Source organism: Rheinheimera sediminis, from assembly GCF_004005375.1.
In the GTDB taxonomy this organism is placed as follows: Bacteria; Pseudomonadota; Gammaproteobacteria; order Enterobacterales; family Alteromonadaceae; genus Pararheinheimera.
Genome location: NZ_RZUF01000005.1, coordinates 114455 through 133824, shown reverse-complemented (window position 1 = coordinate 133824; position 19370 = coordinate 114455). Strand labels below are relative to the sequence as shown.

The following is a 19370-nucleotide window of genomic DNA, read 5'->3' as shown; positions in this document are numbered from 1 at the left end:
GAGGATTAAACATGAGTCAAGGTAAGGTAGTCCAAATCATTGGCGCCGTTGTGGATATCGACTTTCCACAAGAATCGGTACCTGGTATCTATGACGCGTTAAACGTAACAAGCGGCGACCTGGCTGGTTTAGTACTTGAAGTACAACAGCAGTTGGGCGGCGGTACTGTACGTACTATCGCGTTAGGTTCAACTGACGGTTTACGTCGTGGCGCTGAAGTGGCTAACACTGGCAAAGCCATTCACGTACCAGTAGGTAAAGCGACTTTAGGTCGTATCATGAACGTATTAGGCGAGCCAATCGACGAAGCTGGTCCTATCGGTGAAGATGAGCGTATGCCTATCCACCGTGCCGCACCAAGCTACGAAGATCAAGCCGCTTCAAACGCTCTGTTAGAAACAGGCATCAAGGTTATCGACCTGGTATGTCCGTTTGCTAAAGGCGGTAAAGTAGGTCTGTTCGGTGGTGCTGGTGTTGGTAAAACCGTAAACATGATGGAACTGATCCGTAACATCGCAATAGAGCACAGTGGTTATTCTGTATTCGCCGGTGTAGGTGAGCGTACTCGTGAAGGTAACGACTTCTATCACGAAATGAACGATTCAAACGTACTGGACAAAGTATCACTGGTGTATGGCCAGATGAACGAGCCGCCAGGCAACCGTTTACGTGTAGCTTTAACAGGTCTGACTATGGCCGAGAAGTTCCGTGACGAAGGCCGTGACGTGCTGTTCTTCGTGGACAACATCTACCGTTACACCCTGGCCGGTACTGAAGTATCAGCTCTGTTAGGCCGTATGCCATCTGCAGTAGGGTACCAGCCAACGCTGGCCGAAGAGATGGGTGTACTGCAAGAGCGTATCACTTCAACCAAAACTGGTTCTATCACATCTGTACAAGCGGTTTACGTACCAGCGGACGACTTAACTGACCCGTCACCAGCTACTACGTTCTCTCACTTAGATGCGACAGTTGTATTGTCTCGTAACATCGCTTCACTGGGTATCTACCCGGCAATCGATCCACTGGACTCTACTTCACGTCAGCTGGACCCGTTAGTGATTGGTAAAGAACACTACGATACAGCCCGTGGCGTGCAGTCAGTGCTGCAACGTTACAAAGAATTAAAAGACATCATCGCCATCTTAGGTATGGATGAGTTGTCTGATGAAGACAGAACTGTGGTTTACCGTGCACGTAAAATCCAACGTTTCCTGTCTCAGCCATTCTTCGTTGCTGAAGTATTCACTGGTTCACCAGGTAAATACGTTCCGTTGAAAGAAACTATCCGTGGTTTCAAAGGTATTCTGGACGGTGAGTTCGATCACATGCCAGAACAAGCCTTCTACATGGTTGGTTCTATCGACGAAGCCATCGAAAAAGCGAAGAAGCTGTAATCAACTGCAGCTTTAGGAGAGCGAAATGGCAATGACAGTACAACTGGATGTGGTAAGCGCCGAAGAACGGATTTTTTCTGGTCTGGTGGAATCCATTCAGGTAACAGGTAGTGAAGGTGAGCTGGGTATTTTACCTGGCCACATTCCGCTTCTTACTGGAATCAAGCCTGGTATGGTTCGTATCGTCAAACAGTTTGGCGAAGAGCATCTGATTTACGTTGCTGGTGGTGTGCTGGAAGTTCAGCCTCATAGCATCACAGTGCTGGCCGACATTGCGGTACGGGCTGAAGATCTGGACGAGCAAGCTGCATTAGCTGCTCAAAAACGTGCTGAAGAAGCGATGCAACATGCAGGCGCAGACTTCAACTACGCAGAAGCTGCAGCTCAATTAGCTGAAGCTATTGCCCAGTTACGTTTAATTCAGAAACTTCGCAAAAAATAAGCGGATTACTGTATGACAAAGCCACCTTAGGGTGGCTTTTTTTATAGGTCGGCAGGCATGGCGCGTTGCGCGTAAGCGCAACCAGATCGACTGTGGTAGTCAAACTAGTGACTAAGAGGTGTAAGTCCTCTACACACCCGGCNAAATCTGAAGGAAGCTGAAAGCAAAATGCTGGCCCTGACGAACAGACAAAAGCCTAGCGTTGAGCAGCCGCAGGATTGCTCGTGAGGGAGAATTCTGGTTAACCAGCGGCCCAAGCAATCAGCACATCGCTCACTATTGAAATTGTCATATCAGAGTAACTGCCAGTGTGTGTCAAATTTGCATTGTAATTGACTCTGAAACCCGCTGTAAAAATAAAGCTCTCCGTTACGTCCAGCTTAAGGAGCATATAAATGACCAGACAACCTCAAAGCTGCTGATTTTATTAATCCAGAGCGATAAGAATCCCCTTTGTAGAGAGCAAATTCATTACTCATTTGCCTACAGGTCTCGCTGAATTTTTGTTCCTTTATAATGCGATCTACTGTCTCAGAGATTTGCTGCTCATTGTATGAGTCTTCATGAAAGACAGTTGCCACGCCAATTTTTTCACAGTAAAACGAGTTATCTACTGTTTCTCCTCCACTAGGAAATAACAGCATTGGTATAGCGTTTTCAAGTGCAGCGAGTACAGACGTTGTATGCCCAGCTGAGATAAACAAACTTGCATGAGAAACTACCGCTCTGATGGGTATATGGTTAGCAAGAAAAAAGTTGTCTGGTACTTCACCAACAAAGCCGTCCATCCTGTTCACATCAGCTATCACTAAGTAGTCAGAAGCGCCAAATATTGACTTGATCAAACTCCAGAATCCCTTCATATAGAATGTTCGTCCTTGATTTACATACAATACTTTTCGATCTCTATTCTTCGTAAGGTTAAGCCAATTTTCTAACATTTCTTCTGTATCACTCACTGTTTCCGGTTCCCATATACAAGAACCAAAGGGAACAGTTTTTTCGGGTATACCCCCTATTTTGTGCATTAGACCAGGAACGCTTCTCTGAAGCATCAAATCACCTGTAAACGGAATACGAGATAAATCATGGTTGATTTTTTGAAAGCCAAGACTAGCCCTTGATTTCATATAGGTATTAAACATATCTGTCGTACGCCACTTGCAGTGGTCATGAATCTTTTTAGGAAGACCAAATATATTTATATCGTTGACCCATAAATATGAAAAAAAACCAAGAGTAACAACACGCAGGCTATATCTTTCAGCGGCCAGAATTGTGCCAAAGGACAAAGGAGATGTTACAACTAAATCATAACTAAAATTTGAAACTGCATATTCAACATACTTGATCTGGTTGGAAATGTCCTCAAGGTCACCAAAGCGTTTAATTAAAAATGCATCTTTACTTTCTTTATCATGTTCTATCCATCGAATTCCTTGTTTAAGAACAATCTCTTTGATGCTTTTGCTACCAATAAAATGGATATCATATCCGAGCCGTTTGAAACTATTCGCCAGTCCTATCATAGGGTAAAGAAAGCCAAAACTGTCAAAAGTACAAATTAGAATTCTCATGGCGACTCCGGATTGCTTCTGGTATTTAGACATAAAAATCAGTCTAACCAAATTTTCCTAAGTCGAAACCTGTAGAAAATATCAGGTAAGCCAATCCTATAAAGCTATAGCTTAAATCCGCAGCGCCTGACCTATCTCCATCACTTTCCTAATTGTCGACGCCCTGGTGAAAGCAAACGGAGTCCATCGAGTGAGCCTATTACCTGTCATATTTTGCAGGTTGACGATCAACCGAAAAACTATAAATCTTGTGGTTAATGGAACTTTGTATCAATTATGTGAAATATGTATGTTGTTTTTTTAGGTAAATGGCAAAGATCAGAATTCAGAATACAGCAAAGGTCAGAACGGAGTGACTTGTTTGATAAACAAAAAACTCTTTCCATCTTGTATTAAAAAAAGTTCAAGTAGGTGCCGCATGGAAAATGTCATTCAGATTTTTAGATTATCTGACCAAAACGATCTGCCGGTTGATGGTACAGTTTTAAAGGAACAGCCTTCATATGGTCCATCATTGAGTGCTCATCGAACAAGCCAATACACTATTTATGTCGACTTACCGGATAACGATGAGGCTATGATTCTTGTTCATGGTTATCTGGGGCATAGAATATTGGTATCAAAAAAGGTGGCTGCATACCTAAGGAAGCTTGAACTTAAGCGCCCGCCTCGTCCGTTGTACGGAGAGTGGCAAGATGATTTTGAGTTTCAGGGCGAGCCAGAAAAACCGACAGAAGAAACCTTTCAGCAGCTTGTGCACTATGGTTTTTTAACAAAAAGAACAAGTGATGAAGAGTTGGCCTTCTTTAAACGTTATGTAGAGGTGAAACGGCGTAAATCATCTATGAATATGCCTCGTTACCTTTTTATGCCCACCTATGATTGCAATCTGCGCTGCCCATATTGCTTTCAGGATCATATGAGAAAAGAACCCAGCTTTAAAAAATTCTTGAAGTTGATGGATAAGGAAACCGTGGATCGTATCTTTGCCAGTATGCCGCTGATTGAAGAAAAACATGGTTTTGAATTATCTGAAGAGAGACAGCACAGGCATATCTCGTTCTTTGGCGGTGAGCCGCTTTTAAAAGCGAACCGTGACATCATTAGTTACATTATGGATAAAGCGAAAACACTGAGTTCGGCCAGCTTCTCAGCAACAAGCAACGGCACTGAACTTGAGTTTTACCATGATCTGCTAGGTAAGGATGGCATCAGCGAAATTCAGATTACTTTAGATGGTAAACCTGAAGAACATGACAAAAGACGGATCTATCCGGATGGTTCAGGCAGTTTCGCTAAAATTGCCAGTAACATTGATTTAGCCTTGTCAAAAGGAGTTTTTATTAATGTTCGTGTCAATGTGGACTACGGAAACATTAATGATTTACCTGCGTTATCTTCTTTCATTCATTCTAAAAAATGGCATGAACAAGCCAATTTTGGTGCTTATCTGGCACCCATACATGCTCTTAATGACAATACTGATAAAGAGCAATGTATGACTACATTAAAGTTAAATAAAGAAATGGAGATGATGCGCGCCCAGCATCCGCAGACTGCATTGTTTTCAGTTGATGGCGATAAAATGAGAAATCAAGCCATAGGTATATTTAAGAATCCAGAGAAAGCATCCTCAGGTATTAAGACTAATTACTGCGCAGCACATGACAGAATGTATCTTTTTGACGCGCTTGCCGACATTTATGCCTGTTGGGAAAAAACAGGAGATAAAAACATCAGGATTGGCACTGTTGATAAATATGCCGGCTTAATGTTTTTCAATGAGCAGGAAAAAAATTGGCGCTCAAGAAGTGTTGTATCTAATTCTGTGTGCTCACAATGTCGTTATGCTCTGCATTGTGGTGGCGGTTGTGCCGTTTATGCTTCAGAAAAGACCGGTACTTTGCATTCTAACTATTGTGATGGGTACGGGAAAAGATTCAGAGCCAGTGTGGCAGAAGCATATATAAAAACCAGAGAAGATATGCTGGTTGTCTCCTAAGGTTTTAGCATGACACAAACAATCCTATAACAAAATCTGGCTCAGTTAAAAACGAAAATAGTTTTCTGAGTCGTTGTTAAACATCTTGTTGTAACGACAAGTCGCAGAGTTTCTGCGGAAGGTGGTCCAACTGGTTTAATAAAAAACCAAGTATCAATTTATTTATGAGGTTTAATATGACTGAATTTAAAGATCTGACTAAAAAGAAAGCTTCTGCTACTCCAGATGAGGTTTCACCTGAGTTGCTGGATGAAATATCAGGTGGTACGAATCCAGAGCAAGCTGACGATTCCGAATGTATCGGTTTCGCTTGTGGTAGCTATAAAGAAAGCCAGCAGGTTGAGTAAGGCCCTTTACTGGGAAATCTGAATTCGGAATAGGCTGCGTCACTGAATTTGCATTCTTTTTGTACCTCTCTGTGTTGCTTTGTTTGGCTATAGCTCGCTGTGGTCAAACAAAGCACCAGCTGGTCATCAGACTTTTGCGTATTCGGTCAGAACATCGTTCGTTTTTACGCGAGTTAATTCTACTGGGTTCATGTGAAAAGGCAGGGCGCGAGCAGCCCTGCCTCGTCCACAGATGAATATTTGGGTCCTTTGCATTATTACCACTTAAAGAAACTAGGGGCCCAAGCTGTGGTTTGGCCTTATATCCAGAACAGGTAACAACTGGACTACTTTAGCTGTGGAGAGAATGACCTGTGTTATTGGAGGCATAAATGTCACTTCGATGGTCTGACGTGCTGATGATTACCTGCCATATTTTGTTTTTATGTATAGCCCTCAGTGTCTTGCCTCTCACAGCAGAAGAGGCCGACCAGACATCAGGTCAGTTATCATTTGATTATCAGCGCCTGATGAAAAGTGTCGGACCAGATTTGATGCGGTTATCGCCGGATCGACAGTGGCTTATTCTGGCAAATGGTAACAAGTACCCATCTCTTAACGACGAAAGTAATTTGGAGCGAATAGAGTTCTTAGGCCGAGAGTTTTACCTGGGGCGACCTTTGGAAGTCAGCACTACTCTAATCAACACAGTACAACTAATTCATATCAGTACCGGTCGTAGCAAAGACCTGTCATTGCCAGAGCGGACAGTTCGTGATGTGCGTTGGGCTCCCGACTCTGAAAGCTTTGCCTTCATTGGTGTGAGTGACAAGGTGTTGGATATCTGGCGCTTTGATATATCTCAGCAAAAGCTTGAGCTTTGGTCGGATATTGAGGTATCAGGACAATTAGATTCACCTTCCATCGTATGGATGCCTGATAGCCAAAGCATTATTCTTCGGCACAGCCGTATGCATTCTATCAATGCAGCAAAACCGCCAGCTGCTGCGCTGCAAAGTTGGGAGGGGCAGTCAGTTCAGACTCGGATCTATCGAAATACACTTGATACGGAGCTAGCCCGACAAAACTTTAAAGCCTTGTTGAGTCAACAAGCTGTTCTGCTGCATAAAAATGGGGAAGTACGCTCTTTGACGTCAGTGCTTTTACTGGAGGCCATCAGTGTTTCCCCGAATGGGCGGTATCTATTGGTTCAGCATCTTTCGGATGAAGTACAACCTGGGATCCGCATCAATAGGTTGGCTCGAGAGTATCAGGTTGTCGACATCTTAACCTCAGAGGTAAAAGCCGTCTTGCCAAAGCTGCAGACGGATCGACTGCGGGCAAGGGAGCCAGATGCTGCTGCCAAAGGCGCCCGTCTTGTGCAGTGGCGGCCGGATCAACCTGCTACAGTGATTTGGGTGGAGAGCGTGGAACCGCAGGGGCATAGAATTGATGCAAGATATCGTGATGCTGTGATGTCTTTTGAAGCTCCATTTACAAAAGGAGTAACAGAACTTTTTAAAACAAACTGGCGTTTACATCAATTCTATCTGACAAAGGAAGGTCGGCTTGTGTATAGCGATTTTCATGCAGGCCAAAAGCAGCTTAGGTACTGGAGCTTGCAACTTAACGCAGCACAGCAGAAAGAAAGTCTGTTAACTCAATACGATTATACCAATAGTGCTGAGTTTCCCGGCAATCTGCTCACCCAGTTGTTGCCCGATGGGAGAATTGAGCTTATCAGTAATCAGCGGCAAGAGGTGTATTTTCAAGCTGAGGGGCAGCACCGCTGGGGGGATGGAGTTTATGTAGTCAGGCAAGGCAGAAAGGCGTCTGAACAGAGCGTTGCTTTTAAAAGCGACAGCCTAGATCAACAAAGAAAACCCGTTTATCTCAGAACAACGGGCGAGAAAGAATGGCTGATGCTTGTTGCCGAGACACCTCAGAGAGCTCCATCTTTGCAAATACACTATAACAACGGCGACGAAAAACCTTTGTATGATTGGCATTCCGATGATCTGGTTTCAGTACCAAAGCCTGTATTACTGGAATTTGAACGTGGTGACGGTGTGCAGTTGTACAGCCAGCTGTATCTGCCGAAAAGGCAGAGTAATGAGTTGTTACCCGCAGTGATTTGGCTTTACCCTCGCGAGTATCATAGTCATCAGCAACAAGTAAAACCATCACAACACCTTGGATTTAAGCTTCTTGATCCGCAAGGACCTGAGATTGCACTATTAGATGGCTATGCGGTTGTGGATGCCAGTCAGATCCCTATAGTCCGCCAGAACGGTCAAGAACCAAATGATACTTTTATGAGTCAGCAGCAACTTAACATGTCGTCTTTGATTAAAACCCTGGAACAGACCGGCCGTATTGATACTACCCGGCTGGTATTGATGGGACACTCTTACGGTGCTTTTAGTGTTTTAAGCTTGCTGACAGAACGCACAGATTTTCGCTGTGCAATAGCACGAAGTGGTGCTTACAATAGATCGCTGACCCCCTTGGGTTTTCAGGGAGAAAAACGAACCTTGTGGCAGGTACCTGATTTATATCAGCAACTATCCCCATTTTTCCATGCGGACAAGATAAAAACCCCTGTATTACTGATCCACGGTTTGGCTGATGAAAACCCAGGTACAGCTCCATTACAATCTGAAATGATGTTTCAGGCATTAAAAGCCCATCACGTACCTGCCAAGTTGTTATTATTGAATAATGAACGACATGCCTACCGTTATAAAGAAACCATTCAACAAATGCTTGTTGCTCAATCGGATTGGTTACGGCAGTGTGCGCAGGTTAATCAGCATTCAGCCAGAAAATAGGCAAAGCCTTTGCCTTACTCTGTTTCATCGTCGTTTCCTAAGCTATGCAGCAGATCGTCTTATACGACGTAAAACTCTGCATATAAACTAAATCTTTACAATTTTACCTGCTACGGATAATTTTCTTGCCCTGTAAGTTTTTACAGACAATAATGCCATTAGGTTTTTTGTGCCTATTTGGGGTGTATGTCTAAGGTTATTCTTGGAGAGTTTATTTTCGATACCAGTAGCAAAGTTTTGTTTTCTGGCGAAAAAGAGTTAGAAGCCGAGCCTCAGGTATTGGAGCTGCTTGCTTACTTGTATTTACATCGTGATCGTTATATCAGCTTGCAGGAATTGCATCAACATGTCTGGTCTGGTCGTGTAGTCAGTGATACTGCTGTCAGAGGAACAATCAAAAAACTCAGAAACCTGTTTGACGATACTAATGTCGCTGACCCCAAATACATTAAATCGCTATCAAAACGTGGCTATAAGTTGATTTGCTATATCAGTGAAGATACGGACCTTGTCACCCCAGATCATCCGAAGTTGATCGCAACTACAATGATAGCGGGTATGGCTGAAGTGTCGGGTGGTTATACCGCAAGGCCGGAACAGTTTGAGCCAATTGCTTTTCAGCCCGCTAAAATCCTCACTATAGCGGGCTTTGTTGTTTTTGGTGTCTTGGTTATTCTCTTACTGTTCTTTTTTCCAAGAGGAAAAACTGAATCTGATATTTCTGAGCTTTGGCATCTACCCAGTCAGGTGATTACGACCATAGCTGGCGAGAAAAAGGGGCTGACAGTCTCTCCGGATGGGCGATATCTGGCTTTTATTGGTCGTTTAAACCAGAGTGAACCTTGGCAAATTTATCTGAAAAACCGCAAAACCAAAGATATTCACCTTTTGTCTACCAGTGCACAGCAACCATCAATGCTGGAATTTAATAATGACAACTCACTTTTTGTTGTCGATGAAGTGGTGGGTAACTCTTCGGTCTATCTTTTACTGCTCGATGAGAATAAGCGCGTTGTCAGCGAACAGTCTCTTGTCAATTTTTTCATGATTTTCCGGGTAAGCCCTGGTCAACAACAAGGAGAGTTGTTTATTAATGCAATGGAAGCAGAGCAAGGAACAGCCATGCTATACCGCTGGCAAAGTCAGTCAAATACTTTAGAACGAGTGCAAGCTCGCAGCAGCGCTCTGGATCACATTTATCATTCAGTACATTCCCTGGATGGTCAGTGGCTGGCAAGTGCTATTTTGCGTAGTGGTCAGGAATATTGGTTGGAAATTCAAGAGGTAAGCTCGCAGCGTACAGTGTATTCAAAAGCCACACAAGCCCGTGTTGGTCGATTGGAATGGCTGAACGGTAATTCGTTGATGAAACTGGATGAACAGCAACTTAGTGTCGTTAGCTTATCGTCGGGCAGCGAGCAGATTTTGTTGGAGCAGGCTGAAGATCAGATTACGGATTTCTCAATTGCTAATACAGATAACAGATTGTATTTATTGCGTAATTCAGATGCTGTTGAGCCAGTTTTTCGTGAGCTGATTCTTACCCCTGAATTGTCCGAAGGACGGATTGTTAACGCTGCCAGTGGAACGCTCATGATGAGCTATTCCGAACATGACCATATATATTATGCCGTTGTCAGTGATCAGAATAAACGTATGCTGGTGAAGTATGATCAAAGCAGTGGTAATAAAGAAACTCTTTTTAGCACCCATAAGAAGCTCGAGTTACTGGATATTCATCCTGAACAGGGGGTCTTGTTATTACATGTGGGAGAGCAACTTCTGGTGGTGAATGTATCCAAAAGTTCTGTGGAGATAGTATCTTCATCGAAAAGTCTTCTGGATAGCCAGGCTGCGTTTTCATCGGATGGTCAAAGAGTCTATTTTGGCCAATTGATCGTCGGAGATTGGGAATTGCACCAATTTGACCGTGTTAGTCAGCGTAGCAAAAGACTCGCGTTAGGCTACAGGTCTGCCAGAGAATACAGCAATGGCTTTATTGCTGTGACTGAAAACGGTGCGTTACATCAGTTAGACACCGGGTTGCGGCAGGTTCGTGCTCTCGGATATAGCATTAACACCGAATTTATTAGCCGCTGGTACGTCAAAAACCAGACCTTGATTTGGAGCGATTTTGATTTTGTATCAACATGGTTAAACCAGTTGGATTTTGTCAGTGGCGAGTTTCGGCAAACCAGTTTTCCTTACGAAAAAATGCGGCCTCGTTTTGCGATTAATCAAAATGGGAGTCTTGTGCTTTACAGCAGCCGAGGGACACGCATGACAAGCCTCAGTGGCATTGATTTATCTGTTTACCTTATAAAGTAGTGATAAATTAACCACAGTAAAATTAGATTCTCGTTATTTCCCCCGCGCTGTTTCTCATTCAAAATTTCCCTGACTTCACTACTAATAAAGGGGAATTTCATGAAAGTCATTGTTATTGCGTTTGTACTCATATTTCCTTCAGCATTGATGGCTGAGAGTAATTCTGAGAGTGAAACTGTTCCACCATTGTCCTGGTGTAAATTGACCAGTAGCTGCGATATTGATTGAAGGTTCAGGGAGGCACTATGAGTTTCTTTGAGCAAACTTTGGCTGAACTGGATCAGGTAGAAACATTGATTCAGTTAGAACGTTATTTGATTCAATTCTCAGAACTGCCTCATATAGACTGGTGCTGCTTTATTGTTCATCGAGACAGTACCTCCTATATAGGTTCAGTGCCAGATGGAGTCAAGCAAAAGCTTACCTTCGCAGCACTTAAACAGCTATGTCTGCATTGCTATAAACCATGCTGGTCTGGTTCAGAGAAATTGACCAAAGTAGCTTTACCACAAGCCAGTCTGCTGATCCCTATTGTCACTTCCCGTCCAGATCATGCATGCCTGATTCTGGGGTTTACCAATCAAGACGTAGAGCCAAAGTTTGCCGAGAAGCTAGGTTGGTTTTGGCAAATTGTAGGTACTTACGTTTACGACACTTATCGACGGTTAAATGAAACAGAACCTGACGTCGAGGTGCGTCTGACTCCTCGTGAGATTGAATGTGTTCACTGGGCTGCTCATGGAAAAACCTCTTGGGAAATCAGCCGGATTCTCAGTATTACAGAGCGGACTGTGAATTTTCATCTGACTAACAGTATGCAAAAAACAGGTAGCGCAAACAGGCAACAACTCATTCATAACTACATGAATAATATTTAGTTTTTTTATGGTTATTTTTTGGTGATAAAAAAAACACAGCACAGTGATGGTGATATCCAGTGGTTAGCATCCATAGTCTGGCTGGCAAATTTGTCTATGAGGTGCAGCATGAAAAATCATATAGCTTTGGAAGAACCACTAGCCGCAACCATCACAGCAGAAGGCTTTATTGAAGTCACTGCTTTGGATGAACTGGATAAGATTGTGGGTGGTTTGCTGAATCCGGAAGATGTTTACATTGAACTGAATGATGAATCTGCGAAATTTTAGTCACAACATAAATGCTTTGGGTACTCAGATAGTTGCAATGTCTGATGGGGTCACCGAATGGCTGATGGCGCCAATGATTGGTCCAAATGTGGCGGTATTGCATGCATTAGAAGGCTTATGATGTCTTATCTCAAACTATTTCGGAAAGAGGCTTTGCGGCATCAGTACCAAACTCAAGAGTTTGGTAAATCTGTTATTCAGCAGTCACATCTGTTGGATAAAGCAATAGTCATTATGTTCATTGCTTTTGGTCTGCTTATTTTTTTCGCTTTGGTGTATCCCTTTGTCAGTCGCGAACAATTAAACCTGGCAGCTCATGAATCAAACTATTTTCCTATTGTTTCTCCTGTACCTGTGGTTGTGGAACGTCATCTGAATATGGATGGCAGTCGAATAAATCGTGAGCAAGTGATAGTACAAGTGCGATCTTTCGATTCTAAAAGTCAGCTTGAGCAAGTTGATTTGTTGAAAAGCAGTGAGTCTGGAACCTACTTTGCGATGGTGAACTCAGGCTCTACTGCTCTGGCTTTTCAAACCATTGCCAAAGTATTGCGAATTAATGAAGACCATTTGTTTTTTTTCTCGTTAACAGGAACTAAGCCTGATCAGATACAACCTGGGCAAGTCGTAAATCTGCGCGCCGGGTCACTGTGGGCCAGGGGAAAAGTTCACTCTGTGATTGGACCTTTTCAGCAAGGCAGAATTAATGTGGGGATACAGCTTCAGCTGCCTTATGAGCCTGGCGTGCTTCATCCATCCGCAGACGTTCGGCTTGAGCTCAATGTGAAGCGTAATAACTTCTTTGCACTGATCAAGGAGGGCTAGTTATGCTTATTGCTGATTATATTCAATTCAGAAGCCAGCAACTACCAGTTTATCTGCAAAGTGAAGTGGCTGAGTGTGGCATTACCTGTATTGCCATGGTGGCTTGCTACCATGGATTTAAAACCAATATGCTTGCTATGCGGCAGAAATACCCCGCTGGTTTACACGGGGTTACGGTAAAACAAATCGTCAATATTGCCGATGAATTAGGCCTGTCTGCACGAGTACTGAAACTTGATCTCGGGCAACTGGCAAAAGTCAAAAAGCCGGCAATTCTACACTGGAACTTTAATCACTTCGTCACGCTTGCGAAAGTGAACAGCAAAGGGATCACTATTCATGATCCGGCAAAAGGACGCTTAAATCTGGATTGGAATCAGGTCTCTGAATCTTTCACTGGTATAGTCATTGAACTGGTCCCATCGAGTGATTTTGCCCGCAAAGATGAACGGATTCGTATACCGCTGCGCCACTTTATAGGTAAAGTGGATGGCCTATGGGCATCACTCGGAAAAATTCTGGTCATTGCGCTGTTGTTGCAGGGGTTATTACTGCTCTCTCCCTATTACATTCGGGTTGTTATAGATAAAGGGATTAACTCAGGCCAAACCAGTATGCTCTGGTCTGTTTTTATCGGTTTTTCATTGGTGTTGATGCTGTCTGTATTGGCCCAGATTATTCGTTCGGCCGCCATAATGTATTTGGATAAGAACCTGAGCTTTCAGGTCAAAGCCAATATACAACGCCATCTTTTGCATTTGCCGCTCAGTTTTTTTGAAAGTCGCCATGTAGGGGATATCAAGTCCAGATTCGAAGCATTTAATGAAGTTCAGCGTATGATTAGCAGAGGCTTTATTACGGCTATAGTCGATGGACTATTGAGCATCACAACGCTAACCATCATGTTTTACTACAACAAGACTCTCGCACTGGTTTCGGTTTGCTTTCTGGTTGCACTGTATTTGATCAGATTTTTCCTGACCAACAAAGAAAATGAGCACCTGGAGCAGCAGCTTAGTAAACACGCCAAGGAAAATAGTCATTTTATTGAAACTATTCGGGCCATTATGCCGATTAAAAGTTTTGCGAAAGAGAATAACCGTTTATCAAGTTGGATGAACCTTTATGCCGATACACTAAACTCCAGTATCCAACGAGAGAAAGTAACCATTGCCAGCGATGTTACCCAAAACGCACTTGGCCGAATTGAATATTTGATTATTGTGATGATTAGTGCCTCTTTTATTATTGAAGGAGCGCTTAGCCTGGGCATGTTTCTGGCTTATTTGGCCTACCGCCAGCAATTTGCCGATAGCGCCCAGTCTTTAGTTGATAACATCTTCCGTTTTCGGATTGCGGGTACCTATCTGCGTCGTATGTCCGATATCGTTATGCAGGTGCCGGAACAGGACCAAGTCAGGGTAGCGCTTAAATCAGAGCAGATAATTGGTGCTCTGGAAGTGCGAAATCTGCATTTTCGTTACAGCGACAGTACCCCCTGGCTGTATCAGGCGCTCAGTTTTCGGGTGGAGGCTGGTGAGTCCGTTGCAATAATTGGGCGCTCAGGTTTAGGTAAATCGACGCTGTTAAAAATCATGACTGGCTTAATACCGCCACAGCAAGGCGACTTGTTGCTGGATGGCATGCCTGTTAAATCATTAGGGTTCCGCCAATTTCGCCAATGTTGTGCAACAGTGATGCAAAATGACCAGTTGCTCAACGGTTCTTTACTGGAAAACATCACTTTTTTTGAACCTTCCCCCCATCTTGAATTAGTCAAAGAAGCTCTTAAAGGTGCTGCTATCTGGGATGAAATACAGGCTATGCCCATGGGCTTGCATACTCAGGTAGGGGATCTGGGAAGTGCGCTATCTGGCGGGCAAAAACAGCGCATCCTGTTGGCTCGTGCATTTTATACCCAACCCAAAATTTTATTCCTGGATGAAGCAACCAGCCATCTTGATAGCGTGAGCGAACAACGTGTAAATCAGTACCTGAAACAAAAAAACATGACGCGTATCAGTGTGGCGCACCGCAAAGAGACTATTGCGGCGGCAGATCGGGTTATTGATTTAACCGAGTTGATTGCCACTATGGCAAGAGCATGAAGATAGGATGAATTATGAAAAAAAATCTGAGCACACTGGTTTATAGTGCCATTGGGCTGATATCGGTACTGCTTTTAATCAGCGGTTGGAGTATTGGTTTTGCTGGAGGCATGCAATACATGAGTTTGTCGTCTGTCAGCATAGCTACAGTACAAAGCGGCAACTTTACCCAAAGAGTTACTGGCTATGGCAGTTTGCAGTCGCAGAACCAACGTATGATCACAGCCAGCAGCGCAGCGACTGTGGATGAAATTAAGTTGCGCCCTGGTGCGGTCGTTGAGCCTGACAGCATTATTCTGACGTTAAAAAACCCGACACTGGAAATAGCTGTGCAACAGGCGATGGCCAATGTTCACAATAAAAAAACCAACGGTCGTAAACTGTCATTGGAACAGCAGCGCGAACTATTGGATCAGCGTTCACGTTTGTCCGAATTTAAATCTGAAGCTGAACTTGCTGGGCTACAAGTCGAGGCTGAAGCGCCGCTGGCTGACGCAGGTATTATCTCGGCAATGGATGCCAGACGCAGTAGAGCCAAAGCCGAGCAACTGAAAGAGCGTTACCAATTAGAGAAACAAAAATTTGATACCTTGCAAGAAGTGCATCAGGAACATTTGCTGATCCTGCAAGAAGAAATTCAACAAGCTGAAGCTGAGTTTAGTAATGCCACTAACCAACAGCAACTGCTTGTGGTGCGAGCTGGGATTGCTGGCGTGTTGCAACGCTTACCTGTCAGTTTGGGACAGAGTGTAAATATTGGCGAAGAACTGGCACTGGTTGGCAGCTTATCGCCGCTTATCGCTGAAGTGAAAGTGCCACAAATGCAAGTACGTTTATTACAACCAGGCGCAAGTGCCGAAGTGGATACCCGGCATGGCATTGTGACTGGGCAGGTATTGCGGATTGATCCGGTGGTCGCAGATGGTGCAGTTCAGGTAGATATTCTATTACCGGAAAATTTAAGTGCTGATATCCGCCCTATGCAGATGGTGGATGCCCGGATCCGTGGACAAAGCCGAGGTCAGGTAAACTTTGTCGACCGGCCAGTTGGAGTGGCTGAGGATACGGAAATAGAGTTATTTAAGGTAGATACTTTTCAAGTTGCAACCAAGGTGCCCGTGCAGTTCGGCAAGGCCTCAGGTCAGCAAATCGAAGTGATATCGGGCCTGGCACCAGGTGACCGTATTATTGTCAGTGACCTTCAGATTGAAAACTCTGTTGCGCAACTAAAATTGACTCAATAAGGATTGCAATGATGAAAACAGATGTACTTAAAGTCAAACACCTTAAAAAAAGCTTTCAATCTGGTCAGCAGCAGCAAACAGTGCTTAACGGTGTTAGTTTTAGTGTGCATGAAGGCGAATATGTCGCTATTTGTGGTCCTTCGGGTTGTGGCAAATCGACCTTATTGAATATTTTAGGTTTACTTGATACCGCAGATAGCGGTGAATATTATATCGACGGTTTACTGGTCTCTGATATGAATGCCGAGCAGCGGGCACAGATGCGTAGTCGCCGCATTGGTTTTGTATTTCAGGCTTTTAACCTGATAGACGAATACACTGTGCTGGATAATGTCGCCTTGCCGCTCAAATATCGGGGGGATAGCCTCAAACAGCGTCAGGCAAGGGCGCTACAGTGTCTGGAAAAAGTTGGCTTATCTGATAAAGCTGCTCTTTTCCCCAATCAATTGTCTGGCGGACAACAGCAGAGGGTGTCCATAGCTCGGGCTCTTGCCGCTGATTCGGGTATTATGCTGGTCGACGAGCCAACCGGTAACCTTGACTCAAAAAATGGCGATGCGGTGATGGCTTTGCTGGCCGAATTGCATGCTCAGGGAACCACCATTTGTCTGGTCACCCATGATCCGCGTTATGCCACTATGGCACACAGGCAAATTCATTTATTGGATGGCCAGGTAGTTTCGGCAGAACAGCTGGAGCAGGTTGCATGAATTGGCAAATGATCTGGCGCACTATTTACCATGCCCGGCAATACTATATCACTGTGGTATTGAGCCTGGTGTTCACTCTAACTTTACTCTTTAGTGTGTTGAGTCTGGTTAACATCACCTTCTTTGCGCCCCTACCTTATAAAAAAGATACTGAACTTTATTATATAGGTGGCGAGTTGAATTATCAGGGAGCCTTGCATCAACAAACTCATATTCAGGGATTGTTTGATTTGCAGCAAAAAAGCCAGTTGCTGGAACAGATGGCCGTATATTTTGGCCTTCAAACAGAGTACCAACTGGTAGATTTACCGCAGCGGCCCGAGGTACAGGTGCTTTTGGGTGCCCATAATATTTTTGAAGTTATGGGAGTTGACCCATTCTTAGGCCGGCTATTTAATGAGCAGGAACAGGTGGGTAATAAGCAACCCTCGGCGATACTAAGTCAGGCGGTATGGCGACAGTATTATCAAGGTCGCAGTGATATTGTCGGCCAGAGTATTCAGCTCAATCAGCGCCAATTTACGGTAATAGGTGTACTTAAGCAGGAGTTGGAATTACCTGGCTTTCATCAAGCTCATCAAGCGATCTGGCTACCTTTGGATATGGATGAGACAGTTAATATTCGTGGCATTGACGGCTACAACGCAAACTTTTCCGCTTTAGGCCGCTTAAAAACAGGTGTGACCCAGCAACAAGCTAGTAATGAAGTCTCGAAACTAATGAAGCAGGCGTCGGCCGAACGCCATCCGGATTTACAGCATATGTTTGATTATAACGGCAAAGCAGTGCCGTTACGTCAGCAAATTCAGGGCGATTCTGGTCGTCTGGTATTGATGCTGTTGGCCGGTGTATCACTACTCACTCTGATTGCTTTGGTTAATTTATGTAGTATGCAATTGGCCAGAGCCGTAAAGCGGTTGCAGCCACTGGCAGTCTGCTATGCCTTTGGCGCTAGTAAAAAACAAATGTTTTATCAGGTGTTTCGCCATAATGCGACTTTGTTAGCCAGCGCAGGCATCTTTGCATTGTTGCTAACATCGCTGAGTTTTGGCGTGATTATCGAGGTTGCTGCAGAGCAACTACCGCGGCTTAGCGTGCTGCGGATAGATGGTTTTATATTATGTCTTACCGCCTTAGTGTTGTTGGGTATTGCATTGCTGTTTAGCTGGATTGAGCTCAGCGGAGTGCGGGAGATGCAGCTAATGGCAAGTTTGCAAAGCAGTGGTAAAGGCGCAGGGAAACAGCTGCGTCAGGGAACAGCTCACAGTCTAATTGGTGTGCAGTTGTTATTATCTCTGTTGGTATTGTTGGCAACTGTACACGTATTTGCAGCGGCCTGGTCTGAAGCTAGTCGTCCAACCGGATTGAATTCCACTGATCTTTGGTCTTTAACGGTGAATTATGCCGATGTAGACAATAGTGAGCAGCAACAAAATTACCATCGAGCATTATTACAAAGTCTGGCGGCCTTACCACAAGTGCAACAAGTGACGCCTGTTTCTGAACCAAGGGTACCAAGGGTACGCAATCAGGACAGGATCAGTAATACACAAGGAGAGGTGATCTCTGCAGCACGACAAATTGGTGTGTTGCCAGGGTACTTTCAATTGTATGGATTAGAGCTTTCGGGGCAGGACTTTAGCGCTGAGCAGGTCGGGTTGGAGCATCATCCTGTGATCGTAAACCAGCGCTTGGCTGATCGCATTGCCCGGTTGAACGGAAAACCCGCTTTGGGGCAAAGCATAGCTTTGAGTGACAGCAGCATTCAGCGGCAGATTATAGGTGTGGTTGCCAATACTAACTTTCCTGGAGCCCCCGATTTTGAAGTTGATGAAGTGTTTTACCCGGTTGAAAACACTGGTCGTCGTGAATACAGTTATTTGCTGAAACTAAGCTCTGGAGCTGTACTGACTGATGCCGCCGTGCTGGAGCTGTTGAGACAGCAAGACCCAAGGCTGGATTTGCAGCAGTTGACCACGTTAAATGCCGCATTTGCCCATTTTTCACTGGCCCACCGTTTGGCTGCTGCGTTATCGGCCACCTTGGCACTGATGAGTTTACTCACTGTGCTGGCTGGAGTGGCTGGTATTGTCAGCTATCTGGTGCAGGCTCGTCGCTATCAGTTGGGTGTAGAGATGGCAATGGGGGCCAGTATCCATCAGTTGCTGCGTGATAACTTGCTAAAGCTAGTCCAACCGCTGGCGGGGGCGCTGCTACTGGGGTTTTCTTGCTTTTATTTTGTAACAGGAATAAGCCGGATTCAGCCTGAGCTGATGTATCAAGCCGATTGGAGGCTGGTTTTTGCGGTGTTGTTGCTGTTGGCCATTGCCACTCTGTTGTGTAGCTTTGTGCCATTACGGAGGGTGTTGTTGGGCGATCCGATCAAAGCTTTGCGTAATGAGTAATACCGCATGCAGAGCTTTTACACTGGC

The 19370-nt window shown here is 44.4% G+C and carries 14 protein-coding genes; 13 read left to right on the top strand and 1 reads right to left on the bottom strand.

The annotated features are described in order from the left end of the window. Positions 1 to 11 precede the first annotated feature (11 nt). Together atpD and EMM73_RS04750 are read left to right on the top strand one after the other, a co-directional pair. Positions 12 to 1397, top strand: a complete 1386-nt coding sequence (gene atpD, locus EMM73_RS04755) for a F0F1 ATP synthase subunit beta (RefSeq protein WP_008897146.1) — start codon at positions 12 to 14, stop codon at positions 1395 to 1397. Positions 1398 to 1422: 25 nt separating this feature from the next. Next, positions 1423 to 1839, top strand: coding sequence for a F0F1 ATP synthase subunit epsilon (locus EMM73_RS04750; protein ID WP_127685314.1), 417 nt, complete (start codon positions 1423 to 1425; stop codon positions 1837 to 1839). 380 nt (positions 1840 to 2219) lie between these two features. Here EMM73_RS04750 and EMM73_RS04745 read toward each other — a convergent pair whose 3' ends face one another. Next, on the bottom strand, positions 2220 to 3416 hold the full coding sequence (locus tag EMM73_RS04745) for a glycosyltransferase (RefSeq protein ID WP_127685313.1): 1197 nt from the start codon (positions 3414 to 3416) through the stop codon (positions 2220 to 2222). A 418-nt stretch (positions 3417 to 3834) separates the two neighbouring features. Between EMM73_RS04745 and EMM73_RS04740 the strand changes: the two genes are divergently transcribed. The 11 genes from EMM73_RS04740 (at position 3835) to EMM73_RS04700 (ending at position 19343) form a co-directional block, all read left to right on the top strand. Beyond that, positions 3835 to 5418 (top strand): radical SAM/SPASM domain-containing protein, encoded by a 1584-nt coding sequence (locus EMM73_RS04740; protein ID WP_127685312.1) that lies wholly within the window; start codon positions 3835 to 3837, stop codon positions 5416 to 5418. 176 nt (positions 5419 to 5594) lie between these two features. Beyond that, on the top strand, positions 5595 to 5765 hold the full coding sequence (locus EMM73_RS20010; RefSeq protein ID WP_186435130.1) for a hypothetical protein: 171 nt from the start codon (positions 5595 to 5597) through the stop codon (positions 5763 to 5765). A gap of 371 nt (positions 5766 to 6136) precedes the next feature. Then, the gene (locus tag EMM73_RS04735; RefSeq protein WP_127685311.1) at positions 6137 to 8575 is read left to right on the top strand and encodes a S9 family peptidase; all 2439 of its coding nucleotides are present in this window, start codon (positions 6137 to 6139) and stop codon (positions 8573 to 8575) included. Between the two features lie 186 nt (positions 8576 to 8761). Then, positions 8762 to 10903 (top strand): winged helix-turn-helix domain-containing protein, encoded by a 2142-nt coding sequence (locus EMM73_RS04730; RefSeq protein ID WP_127685310.1) that lies wholly within the window; start codon positions 8762 to 8764, stop codon positions 10901 to 10903. Positions 10904 to 11148: 245 nt separating this feature from the next. Further along, a complete protein-coding gene (locus tag EMM73_RS20455) occupies positions 11149 to 11781 on the top strand; it encodes a helix-turn-helix domain-containing protein (protein WP_127685309.1) in 633 nt (210 codons plus the stop codon). Positions 11782 to 11889: 108 nt separating this feature from the next. After that, entirely contained in the window at positions 11890 to 12051 is a 162-nt protein-coding gene (locus EMM73_RS20005; RefSeq protein WP_186435129.1) for a hypothetical protein, read from the top strand. A gap of 120 nt (positions 12052 to 12171) precedes the next feature. Then, complete coding sequence (locus EMM73_RS04720) at positions 12172 to 12876, top strand: hypothetical protein (protein ID WP_127685308.1); 705 nt, start codon at positions 12172 to 12174, stop codon at positions 12874 to 12876. Positions 12877 to 12878: 2 nt separating this feature from the next. Then, the gene (locus EMM73_RS04715) at positions 12879 to 14984 is read left to right on the top strand and encodes a peptidase domain-containing ABC transporter (protein ID WP_127685307.1); all 2106 of its coding nucleotides are present in this window, start codon (positions 12879 to 12881) and stop codon (positions 14982 to 14984) included. A 14-nt stretch (positions 14985 to 14998) separates the two neighbouring features. Further along, complete coding sequence (locus tag EMM73_RS04710) at positions 14999 to 16228, top strand: efflux RND transporter periplasmic adaptor subunit (RefSeq protein WP_127685306.1); 1230 nt, start codon at positions 14999 to 15001, stop codon at positions 16226 to 16228. 11 nt (positions 16229 to 16239) lie between these two features. Beyond that, positions 16240 to 16938 (top strand): ABC transporter ATP-binding protein, encoded by a 699-nt coding sequence (locus EMM73_RS04705; protein ID WP_127685305.1) that lies wholly within the window; start codon positions 16240 to 16242, stop codon positions 16936 to 16938. Next, positions 16935 to 19343: an ABC transporter permease gene (locus EMM73_RS04700; RefSeq protein WP_127685304.1), complete on the top strand. Its 2409-nt coding sequence runs from the start codon at positions 16935 to 16937 to the stop codon at positions 19341 to 19343. The genes EMM73_RS04705 and EMM73_RS04700 overlap by 4 nt, the downstream gene beginning before the upstream one ends. Positions 19344 to 19370: the final 27 nt, after the last annotated feature.